General features: G+C 60.0%; 16 protein-coding genes. 9 read left to right on the top strand and 7 right to left on the bottom strand.

Annotated elements, in window-relative coordinates:
• The first annotated feature begins 41 nt into the window (after positions 1-41).
• The 5 genes from FHX76_RS07290 (at position 42) to FHX76_RS07270 (ending at position 7,102) form a co-directional block, all read left to right on the top strand.
• The gene (locus FHX76_RS07290) at positions 42-1,898 is read left to right on the top strand and encodes an ABC transporter ATP-binding protein (RefSeq protein ID WP_341777885.1); all 1,857 of its coding nucleotides are present in this window, start codon (positions 42-44) and stop codon (positions 1,896-1,898) included.
• 402 nt (positions 1,899-2,300) lie between these two features.
• The gene (locus FHX76_RS07285; protein ID WP_208402464.1) at positions 2,301-3,893 is read left to right on the top strand and encodes a sugar ABC transporter ATP-binding protein; all 1,593 of its coding nucleotides are present in this window, start codon (positions 2,301-2,303) and stop codon (positions 3,891-3,893) included.
• Positions 3,890-4,906 carry an ABC transporter permease gene (locus FHX76_RS07280; RefSeq protein ID WP_167149334.1) on the top strand — a complete coding sequence of 339 codons (1,017 nt, stop codon included), beginning with the start codon at positions 3,890-3,892 and terminating at the stop codon, positions 4,904-4,906. The genes FHX76_RS07285 and FHX76_RS07280 overlap by 4 nt, the downstream gene beginning before the upstream one ends.
• A gap of 46 nt (positions 4,907-4,952) precedes the next feature.
• Positions 4,953-5,969, top strand: a complete 1,017-nt coding sequence (locus FHX76_RS07275) for a sugar ABC transporter substrate-binding protein (protein WP_167149332.1) — start codon at positions 4,953-4,955, stop codon at positions 5,967-5,969.
• 92 nt (positions 5,970-6,061) lie between these two features.
• Positions 6,062-7,102: a zinc-dependent alcohol dehydrogenase gene (locus tag FHX76_RS07270; protein WP_167149330.1), complete on the top strand. Its 1,041-nt coding sequence runs from the start codon at positions 6,062-6,064 to the stop codon at positions 7,100-7,102.
• On the opposite strand, the gene FHX76_RS07265 is transcribed toward FHX76_RS07270, so the two are convergent.
• The 5 genes from FHX76_RS07265 to FHX76_RS07245 all read right to left on the bottom strand — a co-directional run bounded on the left by FHX76_RS07265 (position 7,099) and on the right by FHX76_RS07245 (position 11,295).
• The gene (locus tag FHX76_RS07265; RefSeq protein ID WP_167149328.1) at positions 7,099-7,971 is read right to left on the bottom strand and encodes an SIS domain-containing protein; all 873 of its coding nucleotides are present in this window, start codon (positions 7,969-7,971) and stop codon (positions 7,099-7,101) included. The genes FHX76_RS07270 and FHX76_RS07265 overlap by 4 nt on opposite strands.
• Positions 7,972-8,013: 42 nt before the next feature.
• On the bottom strand, positions 8,014-8,952 hold the full coding sequence (locus tag FHX76_RS07260; protein WP_208402463.1) for an NAD(P)-dependent oxidoreductase: 939 nt from the start codon (positions 8,950-8,952) through the stop codon (positions 8,014-8,016).
• A 99-nt stretch (positions 8,953-9,051) separates the two neighbouring features.
• Entirely contained in the window at positions 9,052-10,029 is a 978-nt protein-coding gene (locus FHX76_RS07255; RefSeq protein ID WP_167149326.1) for a shikimate dehydrogenase family protein, read from the bottom strand.
• Between the two features lie 13 nt (positions 10,030-10,042).
• Positions 10,043-10,693 (bottom strand): bifunctional 4-hydroxy-2-oxoglutarate aldolase/2-dehydro-3-deoxy-phosphogluconate aldolase, encoded by a 651-nt coding sequence (locus tag FHX76_RS07250; protein WP_167149324.1) that lies wholly within the window; start codon positions 10,691-10,693, stop codon positions 10,043-10,045.
• Positions 10,690-11,295, bottom strand: coding sequence for a glucose-6-phosphate isomerase family protein (locus FHX76_RS07245; RefSeq protein ID WP_167149322.1), 606 nt, complete (start codon positions 11,293-11,295; stop codon positions 10,690-10,692). Before FHX76_RS07245 ends, FHX76_RS07250 begins: the two co-directional genes overlap by 4 nt.
• Positions 11,296-11,467: 172 nt before the next feature.
• On the opposite strand from FHX76_RS07245, the gene FHX76_RS07240 reads away from it, so the two are divergent.
• The 4 genes from FHX76_RS07240 to FHX76_RS07225 are packed head-to-tail and all read left to right on the top strand — an operon-like array spanning position 11,468 to position 15,752.
• Entirely contained in the window at positions 11,468-12,523 is a 1,056-nt protein-coding gene (locus FHX76_RS07240) for a zinc-dependent alcohol dehydrogenase family protein (RefSeq protein WP_167149320.1), read from the top strand.
• A gap of 20 nt (positions 12,524-12,543) precedes the next feature.
• Positions 12,544-13,275: an SDR family NAD(P)-dependent oxidoreductase gene (locus FHX76_RS07235; protein WP_167149318.1), complete on the top strand. Its 732-nt coding sequence runs from the start codon at positions 12,544-12,546 to the stop codon at positions 13,273-13,275.
• A gap of 30 nt (positions 13,276-13,305) precedes the next feature.
• Positions 13,306-14,796, top strand: a complete 1,491-nt coding sequence (gene xylB, locus FHX76_RS07230) for a xylulokinase (RefSeq protein ID WP_167149316.1) — start codon at positions 13,306-13,308, stop codon at positions 14,794-14,796.
• Complete coding sequence (locus FHX76_RS07225; protein ID WP_341777884.1) at positions 14,775-15,752, top strand: phosphotriesterase family protein; 978 nt, start codon at positions 14,775-14,777, stop codon at positions 15,750-15,752. The genes xylB and FHX76_RS07225 overlap by 22 nt, the downstream gene beginning before the upstream one ends.
• Here the strand turns inward: FHX76_RS07225 and FHX76_RS07220 are convergent.
• Both FHX76_RS07220 and FHX76_RS07215 read right to left on the bottom strand, forming a co-directional pair.
• Complete coding sequence (locus FHX76_RS07220) at positions 15,749-16,570, bottom strand: ABC transporter permease (protein WP_167149314.1); 822 nt, start codon at positions 16,568-16,570, stop codon at positions 15,749-15,751. The two genes, FHX76_RS07225 and FHX76_RS07220, sit on opposite strands and share 4 nt — an antisense overlap.
• Positions 16,567-17,541, bottom strand: coding sequence for an ATP-binding cassette domain-containing protein (locus FHX76_RS07215; RefSeq protein ID WP_167149312.1), 975 nt, complete (start codon positions 17,539-17,541; stop codon positions 16,567-16,569). The genes FHX76_RS07220 and FHX76_RS07215 overlap by 4 nt, the downstream gene beginning before the upstream one ends.
• Between the last annotated feature and the right edge of the window lie 74 nt (positions 17,542-17,615).

The raw sequence follows: 17,615 nt of genomic DNA, 5'->3' as shown, positions 1-17,615 counted from the left end.
GCGCCCGTGCCGCGCCGTGATTGAACCCCCAAAGGAGTGCCGTGCGTAGCATCCTTCGCATTATGCTTTCTGTTCGGGAGCTCTGGTGGTTATATGCAGCAATTGTGCTGTGCTCGTTGCTCATGGCCGCAACGACGCTGCTCGTTCCGTTTGTGCTGAAGGCAGCAATCGACTACATCACGCTTGTCGTGAACGGCCAGGCCAGCGGCGTGGCCCCTGTGATCTGGCTGGCGGCGCTCCTGTTGGCCCTTGACCTGTTGAACACGCTGTTCACCAACGTTGGTGGTTATATCGGCGACGTCATGGCAACCAGGCTGCGGGCTATTCTTTCGGCCCGCTACTTTGAGAAACTGCTTTCACTTCCGCAGCGGTATTACGATAATGAGCTCACCGGAAAGATCATTAACCGGCTATCGCGTTCAATTACCGAGGTCACGAACTTTCTCAACTCGTTTGCCAACGGCTTCTTTCAGATGCTGGTCACCGTCGTTGCGGTGCTGATCATTACCGCGGTGTATTCGTGGCCGCTCGCCGTGATGCTTGCGGTGATGTATCCGGTCTACGTCTGGCTCACCGCCAAAACCAGCGCAAAATGGCAGGGTTTTGAGCAAGAAAAAAACACCGAATACGACATTGCCGGCGGACGCTTTGCCGAGGTAGTTGGTCAGATTCGGGTGGTCAAGAGCTTTCGGCAGGAGCGGCGCGAGCTTGACGAGTTTCGGCAGCGGTATTCGAAGACCGTCGCGATTACCAAGTCGCAGTCGCGGTTCTGGCATCAGATGGATGTGCTGCGCAGGGTTTCGCTCAACCTCGTGTTCTTCGGAGTTTTCAGCGTTATTTTTGTACAAACGGCAGAGGGCGTGTTCACGCTCGGGGTCATGGTGTTGCTTATTCAGCTCGTCGGAATGGCACGGACTCCTGTGCTCTCGATGAGTTACATGATCGATTTTGCGCAGCGAGCGGTGGCAGGCAGTAAAGACTATTTTGCCGTGATGGAGGAGTCTCCAGAGGCACAGTCAGGGGCCCTTCGCGAGGTTGGCCAGGGCGCGGCCACGACTACGGATGCGGTTATTGCCCCTGAGACACTCGCTGGATCAGAGCCGCAGCCGAGTGCCCAGATTGACAAGCTCCCAATCGTGTTTGAGGGGGTCTCTTTTTCGTATTCCGATGAGGAATCCCTGCTCAGGGACATTAGCTTTGAGATCCCAGCTGGCGAGCGGGTTGCGTTTGTTGCCGAGAGCGGCGGTGGAAAATCAACCCTGATGAGCTTGTTGCTCAGGCTTTATACCCCGACTGCTGGCCGTATCCGCATCGGGGAGACGGATATCGCAGCGCTGCCGCTTGGTGCGCTCCGGAGGCAGGTTGGGGTGGTATTCCAGGAGCCAGCCCTGTTCTCTGGGACTATCCGCGAGAACATCGCCTATGCGCGCCCGGAGGCAACCGATGCTCAGGTCGAGGCTGCCGCCAAGTCGGCAAACGTGCACGAATTTGTGAGTAAATTTGCTCAGGGCTACAGCACCGAGATCGGTGAGCGCGGGCTTAAACTGTCTGGCGGGCAAAAGCAACGCATCGCGATCGCGCGTGCGCTGCTCAAAGACGCACCCATCTTGGTGCTCGATGAGGCAACGTCTGCCCTCGACAGTAAATCGGAGCAGCTGGTGCAGGACGGCCTTGAGTTGCTCATGCACGAGCGCACGACGTTCATTATTGCGCACCGGTTGTCAACGATTTCGGCCGTTGACCGTATTATCACGCTCCGAAACGGGCGCGTTGACGAAAACGGCTCGCCCAAGGAACTTGCCCAAAGCGGCGGAATTTATGCCGAACTGCTTGCTCTGCAAGCATCGGCAACAAAGCGGGACAAGAAACGGTTGCGGAGCTTTGATATCCAGCTGTAGCTGACTGTTTCGAGGGCGCTAGGCGTGCCTCATTTGGGTTCGGAACCCTTGTAGCGTTTTGGTGCTTTGGCTTGTCTCTTATCGTGCAATGCGGTTTGTGCGCTGCGGTGAGTGCACTGCAGCGCATGCTCGACGGCGGTGAACTCGTCCCCGCAAGGCCGTGGGGGTGCGGCCGGTGAGGGCTGTGGTCGGTGCGCCCTCAACTAGGTCGGTTGTGGTTGTTTCTGCCCTCGGGCTACTGCGTGAGTGCGTTTTCTACGACGATATGTAGGATAGCTACGTTTAACCCGGCTATTTTTGCCTTTAAGTCGCTCAAATTTGTAAAAAGCTGGAAATCGCTTTAGCATTAGGTAGTATTACTACACTTACGAGTTGGTTTCCACGCAAAGGAGCGCACATGAGTTGGAAACTCTTTCCCAACGGAACGGCCCAGGTACAGCAGTGCCGGTCAGCGGTCGAACGGTGGTCGCGATGACCCACGAGCAGCGAAGTGATGCTGCCTTTATCATCAACAACGTCTCGAAGGCGTATCCGGGTGTTCAAGCTCTCGACGGCGTGAGCCTCGAAGGCTACCCTGGTGAAGTACTCGCGATTTGCGGGGCGAACGGTGCTGGCAAATCCACCCTGGCGAAGCTCCTCGCCGGACAAGAAGTGCCAACCGACGGTTCGATTACCATTCGCGATTACGCCGGACAGGTTCGGAGCCCTGCGGATGCCGAAGAAGCCGGCATCCTTCTCATGCACCAAGAGCCGCTCATCATCGACGAATTTACCGTCGAAGAAAACGTCTGGCTGCGCGAACTGAGCTCGGCAAACCGCACAAAGCCGTGGAACCTGAGCAAGGGCGGCAGGGCAGAAAAGACCAGAGAGGCGCTCACCATCGTTGGGATGGGCGACGTCTCGCTTTCAGCCCCCGGCTCAACACTCGCTCCAGGCCTTCGCCAGATGCTTGCGCTCAGCCGCACACAGGTCTCGCAGCACCAGATCCTCCTGTTGGACGAAACAACAGCCTCCACTACCGAAGAGCACTTCAAGGATGTCGAAGACCTCGTTGAGCGTGAGCGGGCCGAAGGCGTATCTATCGTCTTTGTCTCGCACCGCATGCCTGAGGTGTTTGCGCTTGCCGACCGCATCGCCGTGCTGCGCAACGGCAAACTTGTGGATGTTGTGCGCACCGAAGAAACGACCCCTGACGACGTCATGACCATGATGATCGGCGAGGCAGTGAGTGCGCTTGAAGCGCCTGCGCCGATTGATGGTACCGGGCTTACACCGGTGCTCTCGGTTTCGGATCTCGCCGCTGGCAGCACGCGAGGGGTGAGCTTTGAGGTGTTCCCCGGCGAAATCGTTGGAATCTACGGGCTCGTTGGTAGCGGACGCAGTTCAGTCGGACGCTCGATTACTGGTCAGCAAGAACGGCTTGGCGGAGACGTCAGCGTCCACGGGAAAGCCGTCTCCTTTAAAGACCCGAGGGCTGCGCTGCGCGGCAAGGTTGCCTACCTCACCGAGGACCGCCGCAGGGAAGGGTTTGTGCACGACTTCACCAACGGCGAGAACATGACGCTCAGCACGCTTGATCACTTCTCGACGTTTGGTGTCATTAACGTACGCAACGAACAGCGCCGCACCCGTGAGCTCACGGTCGAGTATCAGGTCAAGGGTGGTCCGCAAGCCCTGACATCAACACTTTCCGGCGGAAACCAGCAAAAGGTGTGCATCGCCAAATGGCTTGAGGCAGACCCAGACCTGGTTGTCCTTGACGAACCAACAAAGGGCATCGACGTTGGTGCCCGACTCAACATTTATCAGATCGCGCGCGGACTCGCTGAGAGCGGGAAAGGCCTCGTGGTGATTACCAGCGAAGCAGAAGAAGCGCTCATGCTGTGCAACCGCATCCTCATCATGCGCGACGGGCGACTCGTGAACGAGTTCTTCCCCGCCGAAAGCACCACAGACGATCTGATCCGTTCTGCCCTTGGAGGAGAAAACGAATGACAACATCATCAACTTCAACCGTCACGGCAGACGCCACGCCTCGGTTTGACCTGAGAGGGCTTGGTAACTGGGCAAAGACGCAGTACGCGCTGTACATTCTCATCGCGCTCCTCATCGTTGCTGCCTTTGCAACTGACTCGTTCTTTACAACTCGAAACCTTGCCAACCTCATCCTGCAGGTGTCGGTCATCGGTATTGTCACGCTTGCACAGTTTCTGATCGTGCTCACGGGCGGCATCGACATTAGCGTCGGTTCAGTAGTCGCCCTTGCCGGCGTGCTCGCGGCTGGCATGTGGGGCGGTTCAAACGTCATCCTTGCCATCCTGGTTGCCGTTATCGTCGGTGGCATTATTGGTACCGCCACTGGATATCTTGTTGCGTTCCGGAAACTTGAACCGTTTATTGTGACCCTCGGAATGATGGCCCTCGCGCGCGGACTGGTATACGCCTACACCGAGGGCGTCCCCGCAATGCCAGAAGCAAGCAACTTCCGCGATATTGCCACCTCGACCGTGCTCGGCTTCCCGGTCATCGGAATCATCTGGCTAGCACTCGCCGTGATTATCGCCTTTGTTGTGCGCCGCACGGTCTTCGGCCGCCGCATCTACGCAATCGGGAGCAGCAAAGAAGCCGCACGTGCCGCGGGCATCCCCGTCAAGGGAACGCTTGTGGCGGTATATGCCCTTGCCGGCCTCCTCGTTGGCTTTGCCGGATTCTTGCTTGCCGCCCGCGTTGGCGCTGGAACGCCTACGGCAGGAACGCTTTACGAGCTTGACTCCATTGCCGCAGTTGTGATCGGTGGGGCGAGCCTTGCCGGTGGAAAGGGCCGGGTCTTTGGGGCCGTCGTTGGAACTCTCATCTTCGGTGTGATCTCCAACCTGCTCGTGCTCCTCAACGTCTCCACCTACATGCAGGATGCCTTCCGTGGCGCGCTCATCCTGTTTGCCATTGTGCTCACCACGATCCAGTTTTCCAAGAGGAGGAAAGCCAGCAGCAGTCAAACCCCCGCCTAATCATTGTTTGCAATTCACAGCAGTTTTTCGATAGAAGAGGTCAAAGATGACAATCAAACGACACATCACTAAAGCAATCATCGCCGGAGTCGCGATTCTCTCACTGAGCGCTTGTGGCTCGGTCAACGACGGTGGCAGCAGCGCGGCCGGCGAGAAGAAGGGCGCATCCGACGTGAAGATCGGGTTCCTGCAGAAGCAGCAGGACGCCCCATACTTCTCGGCAATGGTTGAGATGGCGAAGGACCAGGCGAAGGCCGGTGGGTTCGAGGTGCTCGTGCAGGATGCGGCGGGAGACCCCGTCACACAGCTCAACCAGGCGCAGACAATGCTCTCGCAGGGTGTTGACGCAATCGTGGTCAACGCGATCAGCCCAAACACGCAGAAGGCGCAGCTTGACCAGATTGCGCAGGAAATCCCCGTGATCTTCGTTGACACCGGAATCCCAGACGTTGGCGTCACCGCCGTGACCTCTGATAACTCAGAGATTGGGAAACTCTCTGGTGAGCTGACGGCAAAGCGTTTTGTCGGCGAAGGCAAAAAGAGCATCTCTGTCGCCATCTTGAACGGTGGGCCAAACGACGAAATCGTTGGGCCGCAGCGTCAACAGGGCTTCCTCGATGGGCTTGAGGAAGGCGGGGTCACCTATGACATCGTTGGAAGCGCTCCCGCGTTCTGGGCACAGGACAAGGCAGTACCTGCCGCTGAATCGCTGCTCGCGGCCAACCCAACGGTTGACCTCATCCTCGGCCTGAACGATTCGATGGCGCTGGGAGCTTTGACCGTGCTCAAGGACCAGGGCAACACCACAACGCTTGTTGCCGCTTCGTCTGACGGACAGAAGGAAGCGCTGCGCATCATGAAGGAAGACGGCTGCAGCGGCCAGTATGTCTCGACCGGCCTGAACTCGCCGTCGCTCGCTTCGGAGCGCGCGTTCGAGATCGCGCTCCAGCTGGCAACCGGTGAAAAGGTCGCAAGCGACTTCAAGCCAGAAGAGTTCACCAAGGCTGCAGGCATCGACTGCAACAACGTAGCCGACTTCTACGACGCAGACAGCATCTTCTAACCGGCAACACAATACGCAACCTTTTTCACCCGCTCGGGCCCTCTGAACACGTTTCAGCGGGCCTGAGTGGTCTCTAGCGAACGGAATCCAACATGGTAAACCTGAGTAATCGTCGACGCGTCTGCGTCACCGCGCCAAACACAGTTGAGATTGTCAGCGAAGCGCTTCCGCAACTGGCAGAGGGCGAGGCTCTTGTTGAAATGATCGTCGCCGGCGTCTGCGGCTCAGACGTGCACGGCGCAAGCGGGCACCACCCGATTATGAAACCACCGTATTTCCCCGGTCACGAGGTGGTTGGACGAGTGGTGGCCCTGACAGGAAGTACCGCTGGCATCGAGGTCGGGGATCTCGTGACTCCAGAGCCAACGCTGTCTTGCGGCACCTGCAAGATGTGCCGGACGGACCGCTCAAACATCTGCGAAAACCTAGAATTTTTGGGCTGCGGATATCGGGAGGGTGGCATGGCCGACGTCTTCTCCGTTCCGGCGTCGCGCCTGCACAAGATCCCCGCAGATTTCAGCCTGAACGCGGCAGTGCTCATCGAGCCGCTAGCCACGCCAGTGCACGCCGTCCGCATCGCAGGAGGCGTGCACGGCAAAACCGTCGTCATCCTTGGCTGCGGGACGATCGGTCTCATGGTGCTCGCTGCGGCAAGGGCGGGAGGCGCATCGAAGATCATCATGACTGACATGCTTGAGTCCAAGCGCGCTCGGGCACTCGACTTCGGCGCGGATGCGGTTGTTGATGCCGCAAACTCGACGGTTGCAACCGACGTTCGCGAGTTGCTTGGAGAGTCGGCGGACGTCGTTTTCGACTGCGTATCCGTGCAGTCAACGGTCGCAACTGCCTGTGAGATGGCAGACCGAGGCGGATCGGTTGTCATCGTTGGCGTGCCAACTCGCGACGTCACCGTGCCACTTCCCTTCCTGCAAGATCACCAGATGCGGCTGCTTGGCGCAGCCACATACATGCCCGAGGACTATGCGGAATCCATCCGCATCCTTCGCGACGGGTGGGTCAACGTCGACGCCATGATCACGAACTCGTATCCGCTTGAGCGCGCGGCGGAGGCATTTGCCGCAGCATCGAGCGGCAACGAAGTGAAGGTATTGGTGACGGCGGCTGAGGCCTAAGCCTCTGACGAGGCCGTGCGGAAGCGGGCCAGCCCCTCTTTCATCGAAGCGATTCGATCGAGGTGCTCGGTCCCGCGCCGCGCCGCCACCGCGGTTGCCAGAATGTCGATGAGCACAAGGCCGGCAAGGCGGCTGACCGTTGGTGTGAACACATCTGTGTCTTCAAACGTCTTGGTAACAATCGCGAACTGGCAGTGCTTGAGCAGCGGCGCATCGTGCTCGCCGGTGATGCCGATGACCGTCGCGCCGTTTGCCGCTGCTACCTCCGCGGTTTTGTTGATGGAATCTGTGCGCCCGGTGTTCGAGATCACAAAAAAGAGTTGACCAGGCTCGGCCATTGCGGCCGCGATGAATTGCTGGTGAGAATCAACGGGCGCCGAACACGGGATGCCAAACAGCGACTCTTTTTGCTCCGCGTCGAGGGCAATGATGCCAGAAGCGCCGAGGCCGATGAACGTCATTCGTTGTGCCTCGAGGATAGCCTGCACCGTCTGCTCTATCTGTCCGGCATCCAGCGACCCTCGCGCCCGGTCAAGGCTGCTGATGGTGTGGTCAAACACCTTGGTTGAGATGACCTCGACGGAGTCGTCGCGCGCAATCGAGCTGTACGTGGTTGGCAGCCCAATAGCGAGCGCCTGAGCAAGCTTCATCTTGAACGCCTGGAAACCCCCGATGCCGAGCCCAGTGCAGAATCGCATGACCGTAGGTTCGCTGACCCCGGCAGCCTCGGCGAGCGAGGCCATGGTCGAGGAGACCACAAACGACGGCTCCTCGATGACAAGCTGCGCTACCTTCTGTTCCGATTTGCGGAGTTCGGGCAACCGTGCCCGGAGAAGCTCAAGCAGAGGAACGTCGGCTGGGGTGTGCACTGGTAATCCTTACCGGTTATGACCGCTGGGGTGAAGGTCAAACTAATTATTGCGGCTGCTCTCGATTGTAGCCAGAAGGTTCTCTACCGCGAGTTGCGTCGCCCGTCGGGTGCTTGCGTCGGTGTAGCCGCCGAGGTGCGGCGTCAGGATGGTGCGCTCGTGGGTCAATAAGCTCGTGAGCGTTGGCGGCTCGGTATCAAACGCATCAACCGCGTAGGCGGAGAGCCGTCCATCGTTCAGTGCGGCGGTCACGGCATCCGCGTCGACGAGAGCGGAGCGCGCCGTGTTGACCAGGATACTGCCGCGCTGAACGGTTGCCAGGAGTCCTGCGGTGACAAGCGCCGTGCCGTCGGCGGCCGGCGGGGTGTGGAGCGAAATGACATCGGCCCTTGAGAAGAGTTCGTCAAGCGTCACGGCTTCGACCGCAGAACCCGGCTCTGGCGAGCTGAACGGGTCGTAGGTGAGCACGGTTGCCCCGAGGGCGGCGCAAAACTGCGCGAGCATTCGGCCGATGGCGCCGTAGCCGACAATTCCAACCGTTGCATCCGCGATTTCTCGACCGAGCTGCCGCTCCCATCCGCCGCCGCGGAGCACACGGTCTGCGGCGGGAATTTCTCGAAGGCCGCTCAGGATGAGCCCAAAGGCGAGCTCGGCAACGCCTCGCGAGTTTGCGCCCCTCGCAACGCGCACCTCGATGCCAAGCCGCTGCGCAGCATCCGTATCTATCGATTCAGACCCAACACCGTTGCGGCTGATGACACGAAGCAAACCGGCTGCGGCAAGTACGTCGGCGTCGATGGGCTCAACTCCGGCAATCCAGCCGTGAACTGAGCCAACCACGTTGAGGAGTTCGTCTTTGCCCGGGAGTTTGCCGGGGGCGATGCTTACGAGTTCGTAACCGGCATCGCGGAGTGGCTGGAGCTCGGCAACGGCGTCAAGGCCTGGTTTGGTCATCGATCGGGGAGTCACAAGGATCTTCATGATATTGGCTCTTTCATGACCTGCATCTATTTGCGAGAATCTGCGGGAAAATCACATTTCTGCGACAGAAACTCACAAATAGATGCAGGTGAGTTGGGGTTAGGACCGGGTGCTTGCGGCGATCGCGGACAGGCGCTCGAACTCAGGGCCCGACGTTGGGATGGTGATGTGGAACACCTCGGCGATGACCTGGGTCCACCCATGGAGGAAGTAATCCCACCCGTCAACAACCGTGACGTTGCGGTCTGCCGATTGGGTGCGCGCCTGGTCAAGGAACACAAGATCACCGCGGTAGTTCAGATCCCAGGCAATGCTGCCCTGTGGGAAAACTGCGGCATCGGTGAGTGGCGAGCCCGGCGCATCCTTGCCAAGCCCGGTCGCGTTGATCACAACCGAGCCTGCCGGAACGCGCGAGAGCGCCGCATCGTTGAGCTCTGGAGACGGCGCCAGCACCGTTGTGAGGGGCGTCTTTGCGCCGGCCGCTGCGTAGATATCTTGCAGCATCTCGAGCCGCTTTGGGCTGCGGTTTGTGACCACGATGCCGGCTGGTACCTCAGCACCACGCTCCGCGCGGGTCAGGTACCAGCTGATCGCAACGGCGGAGCCGCCGGCCCCAAGAATAAAAGCCTGCGCCTCTGGATGCTCAGACCAGTGTGACTCAGGAATAAACGCTTCAAGCGCAAAACCGGATGAGATTGGGTCCTTGGCGTGCACCCAGAGTTCGCCGTCACGTTTTGAAATGCAGCTGATTTCGTCCATGAGCTCGGCGAGGGGATCGATGCGGTCAAACAGGTCTTTGGCCGCGTGAAACATGTCGATCTTGTGTGTCGTGACGAGTGCGCCGAGGCTGAGCGGGTCAGCCTTGATGAACTCGGTCACGCGGCGATATTCCTCGGGGTCGGCGTGAAGGGGGAGGTCGATGCCAACGAGCTGCACATTCCGAAGGCCGAGGGCATCCGCCCACTGAGGGAAAACCTGGCGAATTGAGGAACCGGCCGTGGTGACGCCGATGAAATACAGCGTTGGTTTTTCGGCTGGTTGAAGGGTGTCGAAGCGGTAGGTCAGGGGAGTTGTCATGCTCGGTTACTTCTTACTTTCTACGGATGGTGGCAACGGCCTCTGCGGCCTGGCGCGCGTTGGTTTCGATCGTCTCGAACTGCTCGCCCGTAATGAGGGCCTTTGTTGCGATCCACGTGCCTCCGACAGCAAAAACGGAGGACAGGCCAAGGTAGTCGCCGAGGTTATCGAGCCGCACCCCGCCCGTTGGCATAAACGAAACGCCGGTTGCGGCGAGCGGCGACGAGAGGGCCGAGAGCGTGGATGCCCCTCCGTACTGCCCGGCGGGAAAAAACTTCACCTTCGTGAAGCCGAGGCGCACTGCGGCGAGTACCTCGCTCGGAGTGATTGTGCCTGGGACGAAGGGGAAGCCCGCCTCGATGGCCGTCGTGGCGACGGGAACATCCAGCCCGGGGGATACGCCGAACGCGGCTCCTGCCGCAATCGCGTCGGAAACGTTCTGCTCGGTGAGTAGCGTGCCTGCGCCAACGAGGAAGTCGTCAACGTTGTCGCTGATGCGCTCTATTGCTTCGAGAGCGGCAGCCGTTCGGAGCGTGACTTCCATTGTCGGGAGGCCTGCGGCTTTGAGCGCGCGGGCGAGCGGGACGGCGTGGTCCGCGTGCTCGATCTCCACAACGGGGATGACCCCGATGGTCTCGAGCTGGTTCAGGATGCTGTTGGTCATTCCGAGACCGCCCGGTATCCGGTGTGCGCTGGGTTTGGTGCGGTCGCCCAGCCGTCGGCGGTCGCAACGACGAGGTTTTTCATTCCGCCTGCGTCGGCAATGATGGTGTAGTCCTGCCCTGCATCTGCGGCGTAGCAAAAGAGCGTGACAAAGGGCTCGTCACCGACGTTGACACTGCGGTGGATCCATTCACCAGGAACATTCACGGCTTGGCCTGGCGTAATCTCGATGGCCTCGCTGCGCCCGTCGATGGTTTCGAGGAGCATGACGCCTTTGCCGCTGAGGCAGTAGTAGAGTTCCGCTCTGTTCGAGATTCCGTGGAGGTGCCCACGAGTGACCGCAAATTCGTTGCCGTACTGTCCGGGAAGCATCGTGCTGGTTCCGACGATGAGTGCACCGTCGTGGTTGCCGTATCGCTGTTCTTCTACGCTGTATACGAGGGCGTCGTCGCCTTTCGAGGAACGCTGTTCTGCGTAGGCGGGCTGGTCTTGGTAGACCCCGGTCATGTCGCCGAGGTTCTTCCGGTACACGCGAGTGTGTCCTTCTAGAGAACCCGTTTTTACGATGTTCAGCAGTGTCGGCTGGTCAATAGGTCCGCTCATTCGGCAGCTCCTTCGCATAGATGAATATGTAGTTACACTACACGAAATGAGGAATCGTTGTGGTGAACCTGCCTGACAAGTGCTGAAATATCATGTTTTGCAATCGTTTGGTCGTGGCTGATGTAGTATTACTAACGAATTTGAATAGGTGACGAGTCGAGGGAGATTCCAGATGACAGAGCAAATACACGGCAGCACCATGAACGCAGTTGTGTTCATGGGTGAAGGCTCCTGGGCTGTTGAGTCAATTCAGCGGCCCACCGCCGGCAACGGTGACGTGCTGCTGCGAGTGCTGCAAACCGGCGTCTGCGGAACCGACGAGCACCTGCTCCATGGAGGGTTCATCGCCAAGTTTCCCCTCGTGCCCGGCCATGAAATCCTGGCCGTTGTCGAAGCGCACGGCGAGGGCGTGAGCTCTCCAGCGATCGGCACGCGGGTAGTGCTAGACAACACGATCTTTTGCGGAGAATGCACTGCGTGTGCTCGGGGTAATGACCTGTTCTGCGAAAACTTCACCTCGCTCGGGTGCAATGCGCCCGGAGGCTTTGCCGAGTATCTCGTGGCGAAAGCCAGCAAGGTGATTGAGGTGACAGATCTGAGTGATGATGTTGCCGTCTTTACCGAACCAACTGCCTGCGCCGTCCACGGCGTTGACGTGCTTGCCCTCAAACCCGCATCCGATGTGCTCATCCTCGGGGCCGGCCCGACCGGGCTTATCCTCAGCCAGCTCCTCCGTATGGCTGGAGCTGCTCGCGTGACGGTTGCGGCACCAACCGCCTCGAAGCTTGCGCTCGCCAAACGCTACGGGGCCGACCACGTCGTGCAGCTCTCGCGGGCCAACCCCGATCAGGGCATGGATGAGCTTGAGTCAATCGCTCCTGAAGGTTTTGACGCGGTGATCGAAGCAACCGGCTCAACCGCCCTGCTTGAACGGGCCGTATCCCTGACCCGCACCGGGGGTACCATCCTTGTATATGGACTTGCCGGCGAGGAAGCCACCTCGAGCATCCGCCCGTACGAGATTTTCAGTCGTGAGCTCACGATCAAAGGATCATTCGCCCAGGCACACTGCTTCGACCGCGCCGTGATTGCGCTTCGGTCCGGTCGGATCCAAACCGAGGGCATGATCACGAGCAGAATCCCACTGGACGGATTTGAAGCGGCTCTCGATAACCTGCACAACTCGGAGCACATTAAAACGATCGTCACCCTCGGTCGCCCCGAATAACCCACCCGAAAGGAACCACCATGAAGCAAGAACTCGCAGGAAAACGCGTAGCCGTCATCGGTGCCGGAGGTGGGATTGGGCGCGCAATTTGCGAGACGCTGCAGGCCAACGGCGCCGATGTTATCGGGTTGGACCTTCGCGGTCTCGACCGCTTGCCAGAAGGCGTTGTTGGGGTTGAGTGCAACCTCGCCGATGTTGAGCAGCTTGGCGCCGTTGTCGCCGCACTGTATGAAGAGGATGCCCGACCGATTTCCCTCGTCAACTCGGCTGGCGTCGTTGAAGAAAACATCGGCGTTGAAGACATGACCATTGCTGACTTCGACCGCGTGATGGGCGTCAACTTTCGGGGCCTCTTTTTTGCCTGCCAGGCGTTTGGTCGTGAACTCCTGGCGCGCGGCGGGGGCGGCATCGTAAATATCGCGTCGATGTCTGGCAACTACATGGTCAACTATCCGCAGAAGCAGAGCGTCTACAACTCCTCGAAGGCAGCTGTCACCGCATTTACCAAGTCGCTTGCCGTTGAGTGGGCCGGCCGCGGAGTTCGGGTGAACGCGCTCTCGCCCGGCTATGTTGGCACCCCACTGCTCGAACAGAAGACCGAAATGCATGCACAGTGGAAAGAGAACATTCTGCTTGAGCGCTTTGCGACGCCAGAGGAAGTGGCAGAGGCCGTGCTGTTTTTGCTGAGCGATCGATCAACCTATTTTGTGGGCGCTGAGCTGCTCATGGATGGCGGCATCACGCTCCGCTAGTCTCTCCCCGCCTCCGACAGAAGGAATCGAATGATCATCTCGCACGACCTTGGCACAACAGGGAACAAGGCCACGCTTGTCGACAACGATGGTACGCTCCGGGCTGCCGTGACGGCACCGTACGGCACCGACTTTGGCGTAGGAGGTAAAGCAGAGCAGGACCCACACGCCTGGTGGGCAGCCCTCGCCACGGCAACAGCCGACCTGCTTGAACGCTCGGGATGCTCTGCTGACGACATCGATGTGGTCTCCTTCTCCGGTCAGATGATGGGTGTTGTTGCACTTGACGCCGCCGGCGAGCCAGTGTTTCCATCCATTATTTGGGCCGACACCAGGGCAACCGAGCAGACGCAGCGTCTGATCGATGTCGTTGGGATGGACCGCGGATATCAGATCACCGGGCACCGTCTGAACCCGACGTATTCGTTGGCCAAGACAATGTGGCTTCGCGATACCAGCCCAGACGCCTTTGCGCGGGTGCAAAAGGTGTTGCTCGCAAAAGACTATGTTGCGTATCGGCTCACGGGTGTTCAGGCGACGGACCCCTCCGACGCGTCTGGCACCAACGCCTACGATCAGCGCAGCGCATCCTGGTCGCCGGAGCTCATCGAGGCATCCGGCCTGAACGCCAGTATTTTTCCCGAGATTGTTGCTTCGACGACGGTTATTGGCACCGTGACGCCTCAGGCGGCTCGCGAGACCGGTTTGCGGGCAGGAACCCCCGTTGTGATTGGCGGTGGCGACGGCCCGATGGCTGCGCTCGGAGCCGGAATCACGGATGCCGCGTCGGGAGCCTACGCGTGCCTCGGCTCGTCCTCGTGGGTTTCCGTTGCCGCGCCGCGGCCGCTGTATGACCCGCAGATGCGGTCGATGACCTTCAACCACGTCATCCCAGACATGTTTGTGCCAACCGCGACGATGCAGGCTGGTGGCGCTTCGTTGCAGTGGATTGTCGATACGCTTTCGCCAGCCACGGCGGCCGACTACAGCGAACTTTTGGAGGCGGCGGACCGGCTGAAGGCATCCGAAGAGGGTCTCTATTTTCTTCCTCATCTGCTCGGTGAGCGCTCGCCCTATTGGAATCCGAAGGCCCGAGCTGCCTTTGTTGGTTTGTTGCGGCATCACGAGCGCGGGCATCTCACGAGGGCCGTGCTTGAAGGTATCGCGTTCAACCTGAAGACGGGGCTGATTGCGTTCGAGGAATGCGGGACTACGGCCACCCAGATTGACGTTATTGGCGGGGCCGCGAATGCGTCGGCGCTGCTCCAAATCTTTGCGGATGTTTGGGGGCTGCCGGTTGCCCGCCGCAATTTGGTTGACGAGGCAAACTCCATCGGTGCGGCCGTTGTTGGTGGTGTCGGCGTTGGAATTTTTGACTCGTTTGAGATCGCAGCCACGCTCTCATCGCGCACAACAGAATATGCCCCGGTAGCTGCGAACACCGAGCGGTATTCGCGCGAGTATCCTCGCTTCCTTGACGCCTACCGCCGGCTTGAGCCGTGGTTCAACGAACTGGACTGATCGAGATGAACGAGGATGCGCAGTCAGCGCAGCGCGGTGTTATCCGAACCGTGCGTGGCGACATCGACCCGTCGAGGCTTGGCAGAACGAACTATCACGAGCACCTGTTTCAGGTCTCACCCATGCTTCCTGGCGACGAGCTTGACGACGAGAGCAAGTCGCTTGCCGAGGCGGGATCGCTGCGTGAGGCAGCGACAGACTCGATGATTGAGGCCACGCCGTTGGGGCTCGGACGCAACCCAGCCGCGGTTGCCAGGATTAGCTCGGCAACTGGTCTGCAGATTGTGCACGTTACTGGGGCTCACCACAGCGGGCACTACGCAGACGACCATCCAATTCGTTCCCTGAGCGTGGCCGAGCTGACGGCTCGTTTTTCTGCGGATGTTGTTGTTGGCATGACGAGCGACGAGACTCGGCCCGTGCGTGCAGGAATGATCAAGGCTGGCATCCGCTACTGGCAGATAGGTCCGTTCGAGCAACGAGTCCTTGAAGCGGTCGGGGCGGCGCATTCTTCGACGGGTGCCCCCGTTATGGTGCATCTCGACTACGGCTCGGCGGCCCACGAGGTTGCCGAGATCCTTGACAGATACGGCGTGCGGCGAGAGCGGATCGTGCTTGCCCACATGGATCGAAATCTTGACGCCGGTCTGCACGCCGACCTCATCGCCTCCGGGCTGTATCTCGGCTATGACGGCCCCGCCAGGCACCGAGAGGCGCCGGACGAGGCCATCCTTGACTGCCTCGCGCGGGTAGTGTCGCAAGCAGGGGCCGATCGGCTTCTGCTCGGCGGCGATGTCGCGAGGGCATCACGCTACCGTTCCTACGGTGGATTGCCTGGGCTCGACTATGTTGGGCGTCGCTTTGTACCGAGGCTTGAGGACGCGCTCGGGGCCGAGGCAACCGAGCGCATCCTCGTGGCCAATCCGGCAAGGCTTTTGACGATGCCGGCGAGCTAGCGTCGACGGGACAGCGCCCACCCTGCCGCAGCAACCGAGGCAGCGCACCAGACGATGAGCGTGATAACCGCGCCAGTGCTGATTGAGAAGGCATCCTGGGCGAGGCCTGCCCGCATGAGGTCGGCCATCGGCTGGATGGGCAGCCACTCGTGTACCGTCTGCAGCCAGGCCGGCAGGTTACTCGCGGGGAAACTGATGGGTGAGAACAGCAGCAGGATGAAGATAAGCAGCTGGGTGAGCAGCATGGCGACCATCGGCGGCAGCAGGGCAGCCATGGCGTATCCGATGGATGCAGCCGTAAGTGAGATGAGCAGCGAAGCTGGCACGATCCACCAGGCAACCGAAAGCTCAAGGTCGTAGCGCCAGACGCCGGCAACAATTGCGAGCACAACTCCAGGAAGCGCGATAAACGTCCAAACGGTGAGGTCGGCGGCAAGAAACACCAGCCGGGGGACCGGAAGGGTGTTCATCCAGTCGGCGCTGCCCTCTGTTTTTGACTGGGACATCATTTGTGGGGTCATAACAAACCCAACGGACACAAGCGTGATCGTTGGTGCGCCTGTGGCAAGGAACAGCGCCGCTGCGGGGGCAACGTCGCCGATGAGCATCCCGTAGCCGATGACGGTTGCGACGGCTAGCGCCGACTGCACAACGATGAGCAGCGGCAGGTACTGCGATTGGCGGCGCAGCTGCCAGATGAGCATGAGCCGGTAGGAGCGGAACGCGTTGGTCTTTGTCGCCCCCTCCGAGAGCGCTGAAGCGGCCGGCCGTTTCGGAACGTTTGGGTTGGGCTGGTGGTGTGCCGTGAGGGTGCTCATCGGGCGGCCTCCTTTGTGGCTGAAGTTGCTGGGGGTGTGTTTGCTGAGTCTGCTGTGTGGCCAACAAGCTCAACGTAGAGGTCTTCGAGCGATGCGGCGGTCAGTGAGAATCTGTCGATTTTGCCGCGCCCAACAGACGAGTGGGCCCATGCGACGGCTTCTGCTGCCCGTTCTGTTGGAATCGAAGCCACGCCGTGGGTCTGTGAGAGCTGCGTCAGACCCAGGCCTGCTGGCAGCGCCGGTGGGGTGGCAAAATCGAGGTCAAGTTGCAGGGTGTTTCGCATGTGTGCCGTGAGGGTTGCAGGGGTTCCAGCGGCAATGACCGCGCCGCTGTCGAGGACGACCAGGTCGTCAACCGCGCGCTCGGCTTCACGAACGTTGTGTGTGACTAGCAGGATGCCTGCGCCCGTATCCGCAATCGATCGGATGACGCCCCAGAGCAGTCGGCGCCGCACCGGATCAACATCGTTGGTTGGTTCGTCAAGGATCACGAGCTTGCCCGGAACTACGGCCGCCATGCAGAATGCCGTGAGTCGTGCGATGCCTCCCGAGATCTTCTCGGCGGGAACATCGGCCCATTCATTGAGATCGAGAGCGTCGATGAGTTCTTGAGCGCGCATGGCAACTGCCGTTTTTTCGCCGCCCCGAAGGCGCCCTACGAGCTCGATGGCTGTGCGGGGCTTAAGCCCGGTAATGGGCACGTTTGCCTGGGCTTGAACCGAGACGAGTTCCCTCGCCCGAGACGGGTGCGCAACGGCATCGAGGTTGCCAAGGTGGATGGTGCCCGAATCTGGCTTGAGGAGGCCAACAACCTGGTTGACGAGTGTGGTCTTTCCCGCGCCGTTGTGTCCGAGTAGCCCAACGACTCGGCCAGGCTGGACCGTCAAATCGACGCTCTTATTGGCTGTTGTCCCGCGTTTTCCAGGGTATTTCTTGCTGAGCGAGCTGATGGCGAGTATTGGCGTTGTCACCGCTGCTCCTTTCGTATGTGGTGGCCGTTCGGCCGTGATTAGGGGGAAACGGTTGCCGCGATGATGGTTTGGAT

This window comes from Lysinibacter cavernae, assembly GCF_011758565.1.
GTDB classification, from domain to species: domain Bacteria; phylum Actinomycetota; class Actinomycetes; order Actinomycetales; family Microbacteriaceae; genus Lysinibacter; species Lysinibacter cavernae.
Note: the sequence above shows the minus strand (reverse complement) of the source record. Positions and strands in the feature narration are given on the sequence as shown.